General features: G+C 71.7%; 12 protein-coding genes. 8 read left to right on the top strand and 4 right to left on the bottom strand.

All coding sequences use genetic code 11. The features are described from left to right. Window positions 1-55 precede the first annotated feature (55 nt). Window positions 56-2,407 carry a Tex family protein gene (locus HV824_RS09755; RefSeq protein ID WP_176423145.1) on the top strand — a complete coding sequence of 784 codons (2,352 nt, stop codon included), beginning with the start codon at window positions 56-58 and terminating at the stop codon, window positions 2,405-2,407. Between the two features lie 12 nt (window positions 2,408-2,419). On the opposite strand, the gene HV824_RS09750 is transcribed toward HV824_RS09755, so the two are convergent. Continuing rightward, window positions 2,420-3,547: a hypothetical protein gene (locus HV824_RS09750; protein WP_176416075.1), complete on the bottom strand. Its 1,128-nt coding sequence runs from the start codon at window positions 3,545-3,547 to the stop codon at window positions 2,420-2,422. Beyond that, a complete protein-coding gene (locus HV824_RS09745) occupies window positions 3,547-5,406 on the bottom strand; it encodes an HSP90 family protein (protein ID WP_176423144.1) in 1,860 nt (619 codons plus the stop codon). The genes HV824_RS09750 and HV824_RS09745 overlap by 1 nt, the downstream gene beginning before the upstream one ends. Window positions 5,407-5,561: 155 nt before the next feature. Here HV824_RS09745 and HV824_RS09740 point away from each other — a divergent pair, with 155 nt between their 5' ends. The 3 genes from HV824_RS09740 (at window position 5,562) to HV824_RS09730 (ending at window position 10,175) form a co-directional block, all read left to right on the top strand. Further along, entirely contained in the window at window positions 5,562-6,404 is an 843-nt protein-coding gene (locus tag HV824_RS09740; protein WP_176416077.1) for a metal-dependent hydrolase, read from the top strand. A gap of 196 nt (window positions 6,405-6,600) precedes the next feature. Then, on the top strand, window positions 6,601-7,947 hold the full coding sequence (locus HV824_RS09735) for an LETM1 domain-containing protein (RefSeq protein ID WP_255207897.1): 1,347 nt from the start codon (window positions 6,601-6,603) through the stop codon (window positions 7,945-7,947). A 47-nt stretch (window positions 7,948-7,994) separates the two neighbouring features. After that, window positions 7,995-10,175, top strand: coding sequence for an FUSC family protein (locus tag HV824_RS09730; protein WP_176416079.1), 2,181 nt, complete (start codon window positions 7,995-7,997; stop codon window positions 10,173-10,175). On the opposite strand, the gene HV824_RS09725 is transcribed toward HV824_RS09730, so the two are convergent. Next, window positions 10,129-11,724 (bottom strand): HEAT repeat domain-containing protein, encoded by a 1,596-nt coding sequence (locus HV824_RS09725; protein ID WP_176416080.1) that lies wholly within the window; start codon window positions 11,722-11,724, stop codon window positions 10,129-10,131. The genes HV824_RS09730 and HV824_RS09725 overlap by 47 nt on opposite strands. A gap of 103 nt (window positions 11,725-11,827) precedes the next feature. Between HV824_RS09725 and HV824_RS09720 the strand changes: the two genes are divergently transcribed. The 4 genes from HV824_RS09720 to rsmB are packed head-to-tail and all read left to right on the top strand — an operon-like array spanning window position 11,828 to window position 15,634. Further along, window positions 11,828-12,409: a signal protein gene (locus tag HV824_RS09720; protein WP_255207896.1), complete on the top strand. Its 582-nt coding sequence runs from the start codon at window positions 11,828-11,830 to the stop codon at window positions 12,407-12,409. A 29-nt stretch (window positions 12,410-12,438) separates the two neighbouring features. After that, complete coding sequence (fmt, locus tag HV824_RS09715; RefSeq protein WP_176416081.1) at window positions 12,439-13,377, top strand: methionyl-tRNA formyltransferase; 939 nt, start codon at window positions 12,439-12,441, stop codon at window positions 13,375-13,377. Between the two features lie 20 nt (window positions 13,378-13,397). Beyond that, window positions 13,398-14,321: a type II 3-dehydroquinate dehydratase gene (locus HV824_RS09710; protein WP_176416082.1), complete on the top strand. Its 924-nt coding sequence runs from the start codon at window positions 13,398-13,400 to the stop codon at window positions 14,319-14,321. After that, window positions 14,318-15,634: a 16S rRNA (cytosine(967)-C(5))-methyltransferase RsmB gene (gene rsmB / locus HV824_RS09705; RefSeq protein WP_176423143.1), complete on the top strand. Its 1,317-nt coding sequence runs from the start codon at window positions 14,318-14,320 to the stop codon at window positions 15,632-15,634. Before HV824_RS09710 ends, rsmB begins: the two co-directional genes overlap by 4 nt. Window positions 15,635-15,637: 3 nt before the next feature. Here rsmB and HV824_RS09700 read toward each other — a convergent pair whose 3' ends face one another. Next, window positions 15,638-16,543, bottom strand: a complete 906-nt coding sequence (locus tag HV824_RS09700; protein ID WP_176409296.1) for a LysR family transcriptional regulator — start codon at window positions 16,541-16,543, stop codon at window positions 15,638-15,640. Window positions 16,544-16,707: the final 164 nt, after the last annotated feature.

The raw sequence follows: 16,707 nt of genomic DNA, 5'->3' as shown, positions 1-16,707 counted from the left end.
TTCGGACGGCCGGTCTCTGGGAGCGGTGCGGGGCCCGGGTTATAGAAGCGGCGCCATGCACGCTTACGCCGCGGAGCTTTCCCAGGAGCTGGGCCTCAGGCCCGAGCAGGTGGACCGGACCCTCGCGCTGCAAGAGGACGGAGCCACCGTTCCCTTCATCGCGCGCTACCGAAAGGAAGTCACGGGCGGCCTGGACGAGGTCCAGATTCAAACCCTCTTCGACCGGGCCACCGAGCGCGCCGAGCTGGACTCCCGGCGCGACACCATCCTCCGCTCGATTGAAGAGCAGGGGAAGCTGACGCCGGAGCTGGCGAAGGCGCTCAAGGCGGCCAAGGCGCGCACGGAGCTGGAGGACCTCTACCTCCCCTACAAGCCCAAGCGCCGCACGCGCGCCGCCATTGCCCGGGAGCGCGGGCTGGAGCCGCTGGCGGACCTGGTGTGGAAGCAGGACGGCCGCCGAGGCGAGGACGTGGCCGCGCGCGTGCGCCCCTACATCAACCCGGAGAAGGACGTGCCGGACCAGGCCGCGGCGCTCGCGGGCGCGCGCGACATCTGCGCCGAGCGCGTGGCCGAGGACGCCGGCCTGCGCCGCGAGGCCCGTGAGGTGAGCGCGCGCCGGGGCACGCTGTGCTCGAACGTGGTGCCCGCGAAGAAGGGCGAGCCGACCAAGTTCGAGAACTACTACGGCCACGAGGAGCCCCTGTCGCAGGCCCCCTCGCACCGCGTGCTGGCGCTGCTGCGCGGCGAGGAAGAGGGCGTGCTGAAGGTGAAGCTCTCCCTGCCCGACGACGAGGTGAAGGGCCTGCTGGCCGGGCGCGTGGTGACGAGGCCGCAGGCCCTCTTCTCCCAGGAGCTGCGCGCCGCCGTGGAGGACAGCTGGGACCGGCTGCTGGGGCCGTCGCTGGAGGCGGAGCTGCGCGCGGAGTTGAAGGAGCGCGCGGACCGGCAGGCCATTGGCGTCTTCGGGGAGAACCTGCGCCACCTGCTGCTCACGCCGCCCGCGGGCGCCCGCGCGGTGCTGGCCCTGGACCCGGGCCTGCGCACGGGCACCAAGCTGGCGATGATGGACGTCACCGGCAAGGTGGTGGAGACGGTGACGCTCTACTCGGAGCGCGGCGCGGACGAGCGCGCCCGCGCGGCGAAGCTGCTGGCAGCGGTGGTGCAGAAGCACAAGCCGGAGCTGGTCGCCGTGGGCAACGGCACGGGCAGCCGCGAGGCGGAGGACTTCGTGCGCGACACGCTGAAGGCGATGGGCTCGCAGGTCCCCGTGGTGTCGGTGAGCGAGCAGGGCGCGTCCATCTACTCCGCCTCCGAGGTGGCCCGGGACGAGTTCCCAGACATGGACGTCAGCCTGCGCGGCGCGGTGTCCATTGGCCGCCGCCTCCAGGACCCGCTGGCGGAGCTGGTGAAGATCGACCCCAAGAGCATCGGCGTGGGGCAGTACCAGCACGACGTGGACCAGGGCCTGCTCAAGAAGAAGCTGGGCGAGGTGGTGGACTCGTGCGTCAACGCGGTGGGCGTGGACGTCAACACCGCGTCTCCGCAGTTGTTGGAGCACGTGTCCGGCGTGGGGCCGTCCCTGGCGAAGAAGCTGGTGGCGCACCGCGCGTCCAAGGGCCGCTTCACCACGCGGCGAGAGCTGCTGAAGGTGAGCGGCCTGGGGCCGAAGACGTTCGAGCAGGCGGCGGGCTTCCTGCGCGTGCGCGGGACGGAGCCGCTGGACGCCAGCGCCGTCCACCCGGAGCGCTACGGCGTGGTGGAGCGCATGGCGAAGGATTTGGGCGTGGCCGTGAGCGCGCTGGTGGGCAACGCCGAGCTGGTGCGCAAGATTGACCCGAAGCGCTACCTGGGCCCGGACCTGGGCGAGCTGACGCTCAAGGACATCCTGGCGGAGCTGGAGAAGCCCAGCCGCGACCCGCGCGGCGACTTCACCGCGCCCCAGCACCGCGAGGATTTGCGCTCGCTGGAGGACGTGAAGGAGGGCATGGTGCTCCAGGGCGTGGTGACGAACGTCACCGCGTTTGGCGCCTTCGTGGACGTGGGCGTGCACCAGGACGGCCTGGTCCACGTGTCGCAAATCTCCACGCGCTTCGTGAAGGACCCGTCCGAAGTGGTGAAGGTGGGCGACCGGCTGACGGTGCGCGTGCTCACCGTGGACCTGGCGCGCAAGCGGCTGGCGCTCTCCGTGCGCGCGGCGCAGGAGGGTGGGGCGCCGCAGCCGTCGGGCCGTCCCCCCGTCGGCGGGGCCACGGGGCAGGGCCGCATGACGGAGCGCGGCGGCGGCAGCGGCGGGCCTCGTCAGGGCGCGCGGCCTGCCTCCGGCCCGGGGCCGAAGCCGCCTTCGGGGCCCGGTGAGAAGAAGGGCCCGGAGCCGTTCAACAACCCGTTCAGCAAGCTCAAGCGCTGACGGGGCGTCGCCTCACGGCTTCGCGTCGATGGGGAAGGGACGGACCTCCCCCGCCAGCACCTGGTTGCGCGCCAGGAGCCTGGCGAACCGGTCCGTCCCGTTGCGCGTGTCGAAGCGGTCCGCGATGTCCCGGGCCTGCTCCCGCGTCCAGGCGTGCAGGGCCCGGACGTCGTAGCCGCCATCCGCCTGGTGGTGGGGGAACGTCTTGGGCAGCCGCAGGCTCACCACGTCCCGCTCTCCAGCGGCCAGCACCCGCTCCAGCAGGAAGGCGGCGGCGGCGTAGAAGGTGAAGCGGTCCCGGTAGCTCGGGTGGTCCAGCGCCCAGCCCAGGTGCTTCTCCAGCAGCGTCAGCCCGCGCGACAGGTTGTCCGTCAGGGCGAGGAACTCCAGGTGCTCGCCCACGGTGGAGAGAAACTCGCGGTTCTTCGCCACCAGGGCGTAGCCGCGGCGGTGGACTTCGCGCGCCTGCTCCAGCTCGCCCAGCTTGAACAGCGGGTAGAGCACCGTGCCCAGCGTCAGGTGGGGAATCTCCGCGCAGGCCTTTCGGCCGTCCAGGATGGGCTTCGCCTTGCGCAGCACCTGCTGCCACTCGCCCTTGTCGGCGTGGTGGTCCAGCTCGTCGTCCAGCTCGCACACGCGGCAGTCGGTGAGGTGGTCTCTGCGGGCCTCCAGCCACAAGCTCCACAGCCGCTCCACCTCCTCGGCGGCGTCACCCATCTCCCGCGCGGCCTGGTAGCGCATCTTCAGCACCGCGCGCGCCCCGGAGTCCGTGGCCTTGAAGCACTGCTCCACGTCGTCCAGCGCGTCGACAATCTGCTTGCGGGTGATGTGCGGGAACTCCTTGATGCGCGCCACCACCCACTTCTGCTTCCAGAACATCTCCTCCGGGTCGAAGCGCTTCGGGTCCTTCTTCTGCTGGCCCCGGCACCACGCGAAGGCCACCAGCGCCTTGTCCGGGAAGCCGCCGAAGGTCGCCGCGTCGATGAGGGCGTCCCGCATCCGGTAGCCCAGGCCCACGTCCTTGTGCGTGTCCGCCAGGCGCACCGCCTCTTCCAGGAGCCGCACCTTGCCTTCGCCTTCCGCCAGCCCGCCCGCCTGTTCGAAGAGCGACTCCGCCTGCTCGCGCCAGTCACCGCTCATCAGTGCAGCCCCCGGGGACCCGCGCCGCCGCTGCCTTCTTCGCCGCCGCGTCCGCCATCCCCGCCCAGGTGCGCGGAGATGAGGCCCAGCAGGCCCTGGTTCAGCAGCACCATCTCCTGTGCGTTCAAGGGATGGTGTCCCAGGAGCAGGGCTTGCACGTAGAGCATCTCCACCGACAGCTTCAGCATGTCCCGGTCCGCCACCGCCGCCAGCCGCCGCACCACCGGGTTGTGGAGGTTGAAGCACAGCTGCGCAGGCTCGCTGCCCGAGGCCGCCATGACGCTGTCCAGCACGCCGGCGTACAGGTCATCCGACTCCTCGCGGGCCCGCTCGGCGTCGCGCCGGAACGCGCCCTCCGCGTCCGCGCTGTAGAGCGTGGGCACCTCCGCCGGGTAGAACTTCTTCACCACCGCGCCGCAGCGGAACGGCGCCAGCACGCGCTCCGCCATGCGCAGCAGCGGGAAGGTGGCCTCGCGCTCGTCCAGGGTGAGCTCCTCGAAGCTCTGCGGCAGGTCCGCGGAGGTGAAGGGCTCCACTTGGACGTCCTGCACCGCGTGCGGCAGCTTCTCCAGCAGCGACGTGTCGTGCGTGTACGCCGCGTTGATGATGCACAGGCCCTGGGCGCTGGCCACCTGGGCAATCTGCCGGAAGCCGTCCAGCGTGGACGTGTAGCGCACCACCGGGTGCGCGCGCCGGTAGTCCGCCAGCGTCATCATCCCCATCGACGTCTCGAAGGGGAGCCAGTGGATGATGAGGCGGTAGAAGTCGTCGTCATCCAGCGCCAGCGCCTTCACGCTCAGCCCGTGCAGGGCAATCAGCCGCTGGAGCGCGCGCGGGTCCTCGCGCGCCAGCTCCATCAGGTAGCCGCGCAGGGACTGCCCCAGGGACTCGCGCGCCGCGGCGAGCGCGTCGTCCTCGTAGAAGGACTCCCGGCTGGCGGTGGGCCGCAGCGCGTTGGCGTTCACCACGCACTTCACGAAGAAGGCCCAGTCCGGCAGCAGGTTCTCCGCGCTCTCCGACAGCAGCATGTGCTTGAGGTACACACGGTGCTTCTGCCGCGAGTTGAAGTGCGGCGACGCGGGCAGCACGTACGCCACCCCGTCCACGTCTCCCGCGGTGGAGCGCAGCGGGATGCAGTCGACGAAGTCCGTGTCGAACAGCTCGCGCCCGTAGGCGAGCAGCGCCTTGCGCCGCTCCGACGCGCTGTCGTACTCGCGGCGCCAGGGGACGCCGGAGGTGTCCAGCCGCTCGGTGCCCTGGTCCGTGGTGAGGTGGACGGGGAAGGGCAGCAGGCCGCCGTAGTGGCTGGCGAGGTTTCGCAGCCGCTGGGCGGTGAACCACTGCGCCATGTCCGGGCGGGCCACCAGGAACACCTGGGTGCCGAGCTGGGCGAGCGGGTGCTCGGAGGGCCGCACGGCATACGTGCCGTCGTGCCGGCCCCGCCACTCCAGCGTGCGCCCGTCGCCGCGCGCCGAGCGCGTCACTACCAGCAGCTCGTCACACACCATGAAGCAGGACAGCAGGCCGATGCCGAACTGGCCGATGAAGTCGTTGCGCCGGGCCTCCAGGGCCTCGCGCTTGGAGGACTCACCGATGGTGGCCAGGAAGCGGTGGATTTCGTCCTCGGTCAGCCCCACGCCGTCGTCGGTGAAGAGCAGGGTGGGCGGGCTGCCGTCCTGCTTCTCCATCAGCTCCAGCCGGACGGTGCCCGCGTGGCCGGGCTCCAGGAGCTGGCGGGCGCGGATGGCGTCGGTCGCGTTCTGGAGCAGCTCGCGTACGTAGACGCCCGGGGAGCTGTACAGGTGGTGAGACAGGAGGTCGATGACCCCGCGGAGGCTGACTTGAAATCGGTGGTCCACGTGCCGCCGACGTTAGCGCACGCCCCCCGTCGTATCGACAGCCGAATCGAGCTTGAGACGCGGCGCGTACTTGGGCATCCATGGCGGGCCCTTGAATGGCCGCCCGGTCTTTGTCAGGTGGCGGCGGCAGGTCTTCACCTCGCAAGCAGGAGTGGATGGATATGCGGACGAAGCTCATGGCAGTGGTGGCGGGCGCGGCAATGGCCTTCAGCGGAACGGCGGCTGCGCAGGGCACCCCGGCGCCCGCCAAGGTCGCGGCCACCAAGAAGGCCCCGGTGGCGGCCCCTCGCGGCAAGACGGAGGTGACGTGGTGGGGGCACGCGGCCTTCGTGATTCGCAGCCCGGGCGGCGCGGTGATTGCCATCGACCCCTGGCTCACCAACCCCAAGGCCCCACAGGGCGCCGCGCAGCCGGAGGCGCTGGACGCCATCCTCCTCACCCACGGCCACTTCGACCATGTGGGCGAGGCCAAGGCGCTGGCCGAGAAGACGGGCGCGAAGGTCTACGGCTCCTTCGAGCTCATCAACCTGCTGGGGCTCCCGGAGGCCCAGGCGGTGGGCGCCAACGCGGGCGGCACCTTCCAGGTGAAGGACGTCACGCTCCACCTGGTGGAGGCGGTCCACTCCAGCAGCTACGCCGCCGACCCGAAGTCGCCGGCGCAGTACGCGGGCGCGCCCCTGGGCTACGTGCTGAAAGTCGACAAGGGCCCCACGCTGTACCACGCGGGTGACACCGGCCCCTTCGAGGGCATGTCGCTCATCGCCACCCAGTTCAAGCCCACGGTGGCCCTGCTCCCCATTGGCGGCCACTTCACCATGGGCCCCGCGGAGGCGGCCCAGGCGGTGCGGCTCCTGAAGGTCAAGAGCGTGATTCCCATGCACTACGGCACCTTCCCCCTGCTCCAGGGCACCCCGGACGCGCTGACCGGCGAGCTGAAGAAGCTGCGCGGCACGGCCAAGGTGGTGGCCCCGGCGCCCGGCGCGACGACCGCGCTGTAGGCACCGAGAGCAGATGGTTGGGCCCGGTAGAAGTGGCGGTTCTATCCCCGCTGACTTCCGGGCCTTGACCCTGTCCCGTGGCCGAGTGGCAACCGGGAGGCCCCTGGGTTACATCCCGCTCCTTTCGCGGCGCGAGGGTTTCTCCCCGCGGCCCAGGGGTGCTCCGGTGATGGACTTCACCAAGGCGGGGTGGCTCATGCCACTCTTGACGGAGACGGTCGCCTTCGAGGCGGGCGCGCCGGCTCCGTCCGCGCCTCCGCTGGGCTCCGGACGGGCCCGGGCCCGCGCGTACCTGCGCCGGACGCTGCGCGCCAGTGGCCTGCTGTACGGCACGCCCGCGGACGCGCCCGCCGCGACGGACGTGGAGCAGCCCACGGAACTCCAGGCGCGTGTGCTGGAGGACCAGCTCTTCCACGCGGTGGTGCGCACCCTGGCGCTGATGGCGCTGGAGCTGGGCCGGCTCGTGGGGGCCCCGGCGGCGGTCCGCACCGAGCAGCTCCTGGTCCTGTTCGCGGTGCTCACCGGGGAACTGGCGCTGGCGGAGACGGTGGACGCGACGATTGCCTCGGGGCGGCCGGTGTCCCGGCGGCTGGCGGCGAAGGTGGAGGCGTCGCTGGTGACGCGCTCTCCCGTGCTGGCGGGGGACCCGGTGTACGGGCTGGTGCTGCACAACGGCGCGCAGTACGCGGACGCGCAGCTGTTCTGCCGGCAGGCCATCGACTACTTCTCGCGCGGCACGCTGCACCGCGAGCGGGCGCGGCGGCGGCTGGATTTCGCGGCGCGGCAGAAGGCGCTGCTGGTGGACGTGCTGACGGGGCTGGCGTGTGTGGACCGGGTGCCGGGCCTGCCCGCGCGCCGCGCCATCCTGCGGCAGGTGGAGTCCCTGCGGCTGCCGGCGGCGATGACGTCCGAGCTCAAGGCCGCGGTGAAGCAGTCCTTCGCGCGCCGCCGCCCGGTGCGGGACGTGGTGCGCCAGGTGCGCAGCGTGGACGTGCGCCACTTCCTGCTGGAGCAGACGTTGCTGGCGGCGCTGGTGGACGGCCGCAAGACGCGGCGCGAGCGCGTCTTCATCCGCGAGCTGGCGGAGGCGCTCCACGTCCCGGATGTGGAGCTGCACCGGCTGGAGCTGGAGATGGCGGAGTTCTATGTCCGCCACCGCGCCATCGTGGACGTCTTCACCGTGTCGGACGCCGCGGGCGCCATGGGCGACGACCTGGTGGCCGGCATCCAGGAGACGCTGGAGACGAACTTCTACCGGCTGATGCAGGAGGTCCGCGAGACAGGCGACCTGGCGGTGCTGCTGACGAAGGCGGCCCGGCGTCAGGCGCTCACGGGTGACGAGCGGCGGCGCATGCGCGCGCAGCTCATCGACGTGGCCAAGGCGATTCCCGCGCTGGCCATCTTCGCGGCGCCCGGCGGCATCCTGCTGCTGGCGGCGCTGGCGAAGGTGCTGCCCTTCAGTCTGCTGCCCAGCGCCTTCCAGGAGGCCGCGCCCGTCGAGGAGGACTTCGACGACGCGGGGCCGGAGCGTGAGGCCGGCTGACGCGGGCCCCTGGCCGCGTCCACGCCTGGACATCACCTTCACCCGCGATGAGTCCGCTTCGTCATCACCTCCAGGCCTTCCTCCGGGTAGAGCCGGGCCGCCCCGCGTATGGCGCGGGGCTGCGCGCCGCGCTCGCGGTGGGCGGCCCCATGGCCGTCGCGGCCCTGCTGCACCTCCCCGCCGCCACGTGGGTCGGGCTGGCCGCGCTCTTCGTCGCCCTGGTGGACCGGGGCGGGCCCTACCGGTATCGCGCGCTCACCATGGGGGCCATGACGCTCCTGGGCGCGGTGGTGGGCCTGGTCGCGGCGCTGCACCTGCCCGCGTGGGCCGCCGTCATCGCCACGCTGCTCTGGGTGACGGCGTGCGGGTTCGCTCGCTCGTTTGGGGACACGCCCGGGTTGATGGGCGTGGTGCTCGCCAACTACTTCGTGGTGTCGCTCGCGCTCCCCGCCAGGGACGTGGCGGACGCCCTGCTGCGCTCCGGCTTGTTCCTGGTGGGCGGGGCGTGGGCCATGTTCCTCGCGTTGATGCTGTGGCCGCTGGTGCCCTACCGGCCCGCGCGTCTGGCCGTTGCCCGGTGTTACGACGCGCTGGCGGACCACGCGGAAGAGGTGGGGCGCTGGCCGCTCGAAGGGGTGCCGCCCGCCGCCGCGGGCGTCCTGCCGGTGGTGGCGCCCTGGCAGGCTCGCATGCGTCAGCTCATCGAGCAGGCGCGCACCGTGCTGGCCTCCACGCGCATGGGCCGGGCGGGGGAGAGCGGCCGGGGCGAACACCTGCTGGTGCTGGTCGAAGGCGTGGACTCGATGATGGTGACGCTCATCGCGCTGACGGAGATGCTGGAGGTGGCGCCCGCCGAGCCTCGGTATCACGCGCTCCGCGCGGAGGTGCAGCGCGCGCTGGCGGCGCTGGCCGCGGACCTGCGCCGCGTCACGTTGGCCCTGGAGAAGGGGGCGGCGGTGAACCCCCAGCCGGTGTGGGACGCCGAGCGGGTGAAGCGGGCCCTGGAGGCGCTGGAGACGGCGGGTGAGGTGCCCGAGCCGGTGCGTGCCGGCTACCAGTACGTGTACGCGCTGCTGGACCGCCTGCGGGACTACGCCCACGCGACGGTGGAGGTGGCGGCGCGGCTGGAGGGCGGCGCGCCCGTGCCAGACGCCCTGGCGCTGCCCGCGGGAAAGGCGGAGCCGGCGCCGCGGCAGGCGCTCCTGGAGCCGCTGCGGGAGAACCTCAACGTCCGCTCCGTCATCTTCCGCCACGCGCTGCGGCTGGGCGTCGCGGCCGCGCTGGCCACCGCGCTCGTCTGGGCGCTGGGGCTCAATCACGGCTACTGGGTCATCATCACCGTCACCGTCGTCCTGCAGCCCTACGCGGGCCTCACGTTCCAGCGGAGCCTGCAGCGCATCGCGGGCACGCTGCTGGGCGCGGCGCTGGCCGCGGGGCTGGTGGCGTTGGTGAGGGACCCGGCCATCATCCTGCTGGCCATCGTCGTGCTGTTCGCGGTGGCGATGAGCGTCCAGCCGCTCAGCCTGTCCGCGTTCCAGGTGCTGCTGACGCCGGCCCTGGTGCTGCTCGCGGAGCTCCAGTCGGGAGACTGGGAGCTGGCCGGGGTGCGCATCATCAACACGCTGCTCGGCGGACTGATTGCGCTGACGGTGACGCGGCTGCTGTGGCCCAGCCCGGAGCACCTGCGCCTGCCGGAGCAGGTGGCCTTCGCGCTGCGCGCGGACCGCGACTACCTGAAGTCGGTGGCCGCCGCGCACTCGGACGCGGAGCCCGCGGTGCGCGAGGCCCGGCGAAAGATGGGCCTGGCGCTGCTGGCGGCGGAGGCGTCCTTCCAGCGGCTGCTGGGAGAGTGGCGCGGACCCGCCAGGGATTTGGAGCCGGTGATGGCGCTGCTCGTCTATGCGCGGCGCTTCACGTCGGCGGTGACCACGCTGGCCGCCAGCCGCGCGGACCCGGCGTCCCCCCGGGAGCTCTCCGAGGTGGTGCGCTTCGCCGGGGGCGTGCTGGACGAGCTGGCGACGGCCATGGAGCAGCAACGCCGGCCCGCGCCCATGCCCGCCACGGCTCCGGTGGGTGGGGTGGATGCGCTGTCGCGCGCGCACGTGGAGCGGCTCGTGCGACAGCTCACCGTGCTGCACTCCGCGGCGGAGCGCGTCCCGCCGCTGCGGCTCAAGGAGGGCGTCAGGTCCGGTCCAGCGTCGCCACCAGCCGCCGCAGGTCCTCGTTGACGTTGACGAACCGGGTGTTGCCCTGCTCGTCCGCGAGCTGCTTGCGCAGCGTGGGCAGGGAGGCCTCGCGCAGCTTCTTCGCGGCGTCCTTCGAGCCTTCCACCAGCCAGCCCACCGCGAGGACGAGCGCGAGCCGGGCCTCGGTGTCGCGCGCTCCCAGCCGCGAGGCCAGCGCGCCCGCGTGTTCGGCCGCGCCCGAGCGGCCGACCTCCAGCGCCGCGCGCTCCAGCATCCGCGGCTCCGCCTTCTCCATGCGTTGCACCCAGCAGCCCGCGTTGCCCGCGCACGCCTGCGCGGCCTCCAGCAGCTTGGACTGGCCCGCGATCTGGTCCGCCCGCTGCTTGCCCAGCGCGGCCGCGTCGTCGCAGCCGTCATCCTCCGCCTGCTTGCAGTCCGCCGCCGTCCGCGCCGGCTCGGCCGCGGCCAGCTTCTGCAGCACGGGCAGCTCGCGCGCGTCGCCCAGCATGGCGAGGCCCTTCACCGCCGACTCCCTCGCGTACCAGTCGCCGGTGCCCGCGGCCTTCTCCAGCGCGGGCAGCGCGTCGCGTCCGCCCAGGCGCACCAGGGCGCTCACGTAGGCATCCCTCACGGTGGCGTCCGTCTCCGCCACGAGCCCGGCCAGCGGCTTCACCGCCTCCTGCGCGCGCATGCGCGCCAGCGCGTCCGCGGCCTGCATCCGCACCAGCGCCTGCACCTGCGGGTCCGCGTGGGTGAAGTCCAGCTGCTTCATCAGCGCGGCCACCGCGCGCTTCTCCCGCAAGTCTCCCAGCACCGTCGCCGCCTTCATCGCGTAGCTGGCGGGGTTGACGCCGTTCGACCGCGCCCACTTCAGCAGCTCCTTGTCCTGGCCCTCCAGCGCCGGCAGCAGCGCGTCCGCCGCGGGCGCGCCCAGCTGGTACAGCGCGAAGGAGCTCTCCACGTAGAAGGACTTGCCCTTGCGCTCCTTGGTCAGCATCCGCACCAGCGCGGGCGCCGCGCGGCCGTCACCGATGTCCCCCAGGGCTTCAATGGCCTTCTTGTTGAGGAAGGGCTCCACGGTGTCGTCCGTGGCCAGGGTGATGAGCGACTCCACCGCTTCCTTCGCCTTCATGTCGCCCAGCACCTGCACCGCCTCGATGCGCGTGTAGTTGTCCTTCGCGCGCAGCAGCGGCACCAGCGAGGGGATGGCGCGGCGGTCACCAATGGCCCCCAGCGTCGCGACAATGGCCTTGTTCGCCAGGTGCGCGGGCATGTCGCTCGCCGCCGGGTCCAGGGCCTTCGTCAGCGGCTCCACTGAAGAGGCATGCTTCAAGTCGCCCAACGCGCGGGCCAGCGCGGCGCGCACCTCCGGCTTGCGCTCGGTGTCGAGCTGACCGTGGAGCATGGGCAGGAAGCGCTCGTCCATCTTCCCGGACGAACGCATGGCCTCCACCATGCGGATGCGGTCCTCCGCCCTGCGGCTCTGCTGGATGCCTGATTCCCAGTACTCCGGGGTCGCTGGGTCCCCCTTGCACCCAGCCAACACCAGGAAAGAGAGCGCAACACACAACGCGGTGAGAGAGCGGGTCATGCGGTCTCCAGTGCGTCTGCGAGGTTGTCCTGTCTTCCGTGTAAACCTCGCGAGAGGAAGGAAGCAAACCGCCCCCGGCACCTGGGGTACGCTGGTCAACGACATGTCCGATGGGAATCAAAAGACGGTGCGCCCGAGCCACGTCCGCCGGACGTACATCCTGGACCGGCCCTTCCAGCTCAAATACATCCTGCTGCTGGCGGGGATTGGCGCCGGCAGCATCCTCGTGTTCGGGCTGTTGGCGCACCGCGTCCACGTGTCGTCCACGGCCCAGGGGCTGGACGGCGGGCAGACGCTGCTGTGGCTGACGGCGGTGGGCGCGCTGGGCACGGCGGTGGCGATGGGCCTCTTCGGCCTCGTCTTCACCCACCGGGTGGCGGGTCCCGTCCACGTCATGAGCCTGTACGTGGCGTCGCTGGCGGCCGGCCGCTATCCCCGGATGAGACCGCTGCGGCGCGGGGACGAGCTCAAGCAGTTCTTCGACCGCTTCACCGACGCGGTGACGCGCATCCGGGAGCGTGAGGCGGATGAGGCCTACGCGCTGGAGACCGTGCTGGAGGCCCTGCGGCCGGTGGCCACCACGCCCGAGGCCCTGGAGGCGCTGGGCACCCTGAGCGCCCTGCACACGCGCAAGCGTCAGGCGGTGGACACTCCCACCGGGAGCACCTTCAAGTCCGTGGCCTGAGTCGCCCGGCGCAGGAGAAGCGCGACACCATGAGTAGACCCCGCATCGTTTTCATGGGCACCCCTGAGTTCGCGGTGTCCTCACTGGCCGCCTGCTTCGAGCTGGGAGACGTGGTGGCCGTCGTCACCCAGCCCGACAAGCCGAAGGGCCGCGGCAACACGGTGACGGCGCCGCCGGTGAAGGAGCTGGCCCTGTCGCGCGGCGTCCCCGTGCTCCAGCCCGCCAAGCTGCGCACGCCGCCCTTCGCGGAGGCGCTGCGCCAGTACGCGCCCGACGTCTGCGTGGTGACGGCCTATGGCCGCATCCTCCCCAAGGACTTGCTGGCGCTGCCCACCCACGGCTGCGTCAACGTGCACGGCTCGCTGCTGCCGCGCTTCCGGGGCGCGGCGCCCATCCAGTGGGCCATTGCCCATGGCGACACGGAGACGGGCGTGTCGCTGATGGTGATGGATGAAGGCCTGGACACCGGTCCGGTGCTGGCGATGAAGCGCCTGGCCATTGCCCCGGACGAGACGAGCGCCTCGCTGTATCCGAAGCTGGCCGCGCTGGGCGGTGAGGTGCTGCGCGAGTTCCTGCCGGCCTACCTGAGCGGGGAGCTGAAGCCGGTGCCGCAGCCTTCCGAGGGCATGGTGCTGGCCCCCATCATCGAGAAGGACCAGGGCCGGTTGGATTTCACGAAGCCCGCGGCGGAGCTGGAGCGGCGCCTGCGGGCCTTCACGCCGTGGCCCGGGGCCTTCACCACGCTGGGTGGAAAGCTGCTGAAGGTCCACCGCGCGCAGGCCAGGGGTGGTAGTGGGGCTCCCGGCACGGTGCTGGCGTCCGGCCCGGACGGCATCGAGGTGGCATGCGGCGAGGGCTCGCTGGTGCTGCTGGACCTCCAGCCGGAAGGCAAGCGGGTGATGCGCGCCGCGGACTTCCTGCAGGGGCACAAGCTGGCGCCGGGCAGCCAGCCCTTCGTCGCGGGCTGACGGGAGAACGGGTGATGGCCATGAGACTGCTGGTACTGCACGGACCCAACCTGAACCTGCTGGGCGTGCGGGATGGCTCGTCCGGGGGGCGGCTGGAAGACCTGGACGCGGCGATGCACGCGCGGGCGGAGGAGCTGGGGCAGGAGCTGACGGTGGTGCAGTCCAACCACGAAGGCGACCTGCTGGACGCGCTCGGCGCGGAGCTGGAGGCGCTGGACGGCATCATCATCAACCCGGCCGGGCTGTTCGGCTCCTACTGCCTCAAGGAGGGGCTGGAGGCCGCCGGGCTGCCCGCCATCGAGGTGCTGCTCAAGCCCCCGGCCCGCGAATCCGTGGTGGGGGAGGCCTGCGTGCTCCAGATTCACGGCGGGCCCGGCTTCGAGCCCTACCTGCAGGCCCTGGAGACCTTCGGCAGCGGCGTCTTCACGACGGAGAAGCCGGAGTCGAAGAAGCTCCTGGGAAAGAAGAAGGGGAGCCCCACCAAGGGCGCGAAGGTCACCCCCATCACCGTGCTCAAGCGCGCCGCGCGCAAGGACGGCTCGTCGGAGACGGCGAAGTCCCTGGCCCGCGCGGTGAAGACGGCGGGGCCCACGAAGACGCTGGGCCGCAAGCTGGCGCCCGTGGAGGACCTGCGCGCGGCCCGTCAGGCGAAGACGCTGGGGCGCGGCGGCGGCAAGGGGCTCACCCCCGCGGCGGACCTGCTCACGCGCGCGCTGGTGCGTCAGAAGATTTCAGACCGGCTTTCGGGAAGGCTCTCCGCCGCCGAGCTGGCCGCCTGGGCCCGTTCCCAGTATCAGGCGGTGCAGCGTGGCGCTCCCGCGGAGCATGGCCACCGCGCGCTGCTGGAGGACAGCCTCCAGAGCCTCACCCTCTCCAACCTGCCCGCGACGCGGCTCTCGGATGAGCAGCTCGTGGACCTCTTGACCCGGCTCGACGAAGGATGAACGCCCGCGCACTCGCCATCCAGGTCCTCTCGCGTGTCCGCGCGACGGACGCCTACCTCAACCTCGTGCTGGACACGCAGCTGTCCGAATCACCGCCGAAGGACCCGCGCGACGCGGCGCTCGTCACCGAGCTGGCCTACGGCGCCACCCGGCGGCAGCTCGCGCTGGACTACGCGATTACCCGCTTCGCCGACCGCAAGCTGGACGCGCTGGAGGACAAGGTGCTGGCGGCCTTGCGCATCGGCGCCTACCAGATATTCCACACCCGCGTGCCAGCCCGCGCCGCGGTGGCGGAGACGGTGCAGGCCCTGAAGGAAGTGGGGCTGTCGCGCGCGGCGGGCTTCACCAACGCCATCCTCCGCAAGCTGGCGGCCCTGCCCGCGCCGCCGCTGCCCTCCGCGTCCGACGTGGCGCTGCACCTGTCCGTGCGGGAGAGCCATCCCCAGTGGCTGGTGGAGCGCTGGCTGCGCCAGTTCGGCCGCGAGCGCGCCGAGGCCATGCTGGTGGCCGACAACCAGTCCCCCGCGGTGGTGGTGCGCGCCAACACCGCGAAGGTGACGCGCGACGCGCTGCTCGCCCAGCTCCAGGAGATGGGCGTGGACGCGAAGGCCACCTCGATATCGCCGGTGGGCATCACCCTGCCGTCCGTGGGCCGCGTGGAGGACGTGTACGGCTACGCGGAGGGGCTGTGGCAGGTGCAGGACGAGGCCGCGCAGCTCGTGGGCGTCTACGGGGCGATTCCGGAGACGGCGCGCGTGCTGGACGCGTGCGCCGCGCCGGGCGGCAAGTCCTGCCACCAGGCGCAGTCACACGACGTGGTGGCGGTGGACCTCCACGCGCACAAGCTGCGGAAGATTGAAGCGGAGGCCCGGCGCCTGGGCGTGCAGCCGCGCCTGAAGGCCTACGCGCACGACGCCGCGGAGCCCTTCCCGGAGGCGTGGGGGGAGTTCCACGCGGTCCTGGTGGATGCGCCGTGCTCGGGGCTGGGCACGCTGCGCCGCCACCCGGAGCTGCGCTACCGCCGCAAGGAGGAGGACATCTCCCGGCTGGCCACGCTCCAGCGGCGCATCCTGGAGAACTGCCAGGAGGCGGTGCCGCCCGGGGGCCTGCTGGTGTACGCGGTGTGCACCATGGAGCCGCAGGAGGGGCAGGACCAGGTGGAGATGTTCCTGCGCAGCCACCCGGAGTGGACGGCCGAGCCGCCCGTGCTGCCCGGCCTCAAGCTGCCGATGTCCCAGGCGTACCTGCGCACGCTGCCAGGCGTGGAGGGCTTCGACGGGTTCTTCGCCGCGCGCCTCCGGAAGCTCTACTGACGCTCAGTCGTCGTCGGCGTGCGGCAGGTTGGCGGCGGCCTTGAACGCCTCCAACACCGCGGCGGACGCGCGGTCCAGGTACTTGCCCTTGCGGATGAGCAGGCCAATGGGGCGCGACACCGGCCCCTCCGCGAAGGGCTTGGCCACCAGGGAGCCGCCCTTCACCTCGCCCAGGGCCGTGGCCATGGGGAGGATGGCCACGCCCAGGCCCATCTCCACCGCCCGCTTGATGGTCTCCACGTTGTCCATCTCCATCACCGGGGTGATGTCGATGTTCTTCTCGCGGAAGAGCCGATCCAACGCCTTGCGCGTGGGCGCCTCGCGGTCGAACGCGATGAAGGGCACCCCCGTCAGCGCGGTGAGGCTCACCTTCTGCTTCGTGGCGAAGGGGTGGCCGGGGGCACACACGACGGCCAGCTTGTCGTCGCGGAAGGAGAGGATGTCCACGCCGGCGCGGGGCTGCGGATAGGCGACGATGCCAATCTCCGCCGCGCCCAGAATCACGTCGTCGTACACCTGGTCGTTGCGCCGGTAGTTCAGGCGCATGTTCACCTTGGGGTGCGACTTGAGCAGCTGCTTCTGCACGGCGTTCAGCTCGTGCAGCCCCACCGAATAGATGGTGGAGACCGTGGTGGTGCCCGCCACCTCGGTGGCCTGCTCGCGAATCTCCTGCTCCACCTCGGAGAAGCGGGCGAGGATTTCCTTGCACCCACGGAACAGCCGCTCCCCGGCCGGCGTCGGCGTCACCTGCCGCGCGCTGCGCGACAGCAGCTTCTGCTCGTACCGATTCTCCAGCGCGCGAATCTGCTGGCTCACCGCCGATTGCGTGACGTGGTTGAGCTGCGCGGCGCGGGAGAAGGAGCCTGTCTCGACCACGTCGCAGAACATCTTCAAGGATTCGAGCTGCATAAGGCCGTCTCCTATCCTCAAACCCAATGATTAGGCCAGCGTTAATTAGAATGTCTTTCCTTCGCCGGCAAACTGCCTAACCCGCCAGGGCTCCCACCGGCCGCTCATCGGACGACAGGGGGATTGCGCGAGGGGGGCTCAGGAGGCCTCTGGCCCCTCGGGCG

This window comes from Myxococcus sp. AM009 (assembly GCF_013372605.1).
GTDB classification, from domain to species: Bacteria; Myxococcota; Myxococcia; order Myxococcales; family Myxococcaceae; genus Myxococcus; species Myxococcus vastator.
Note: the sequence above shows the minus strand (reverse complement) of the source record. Positions and strands in the feature narration are given on the sequence as shown.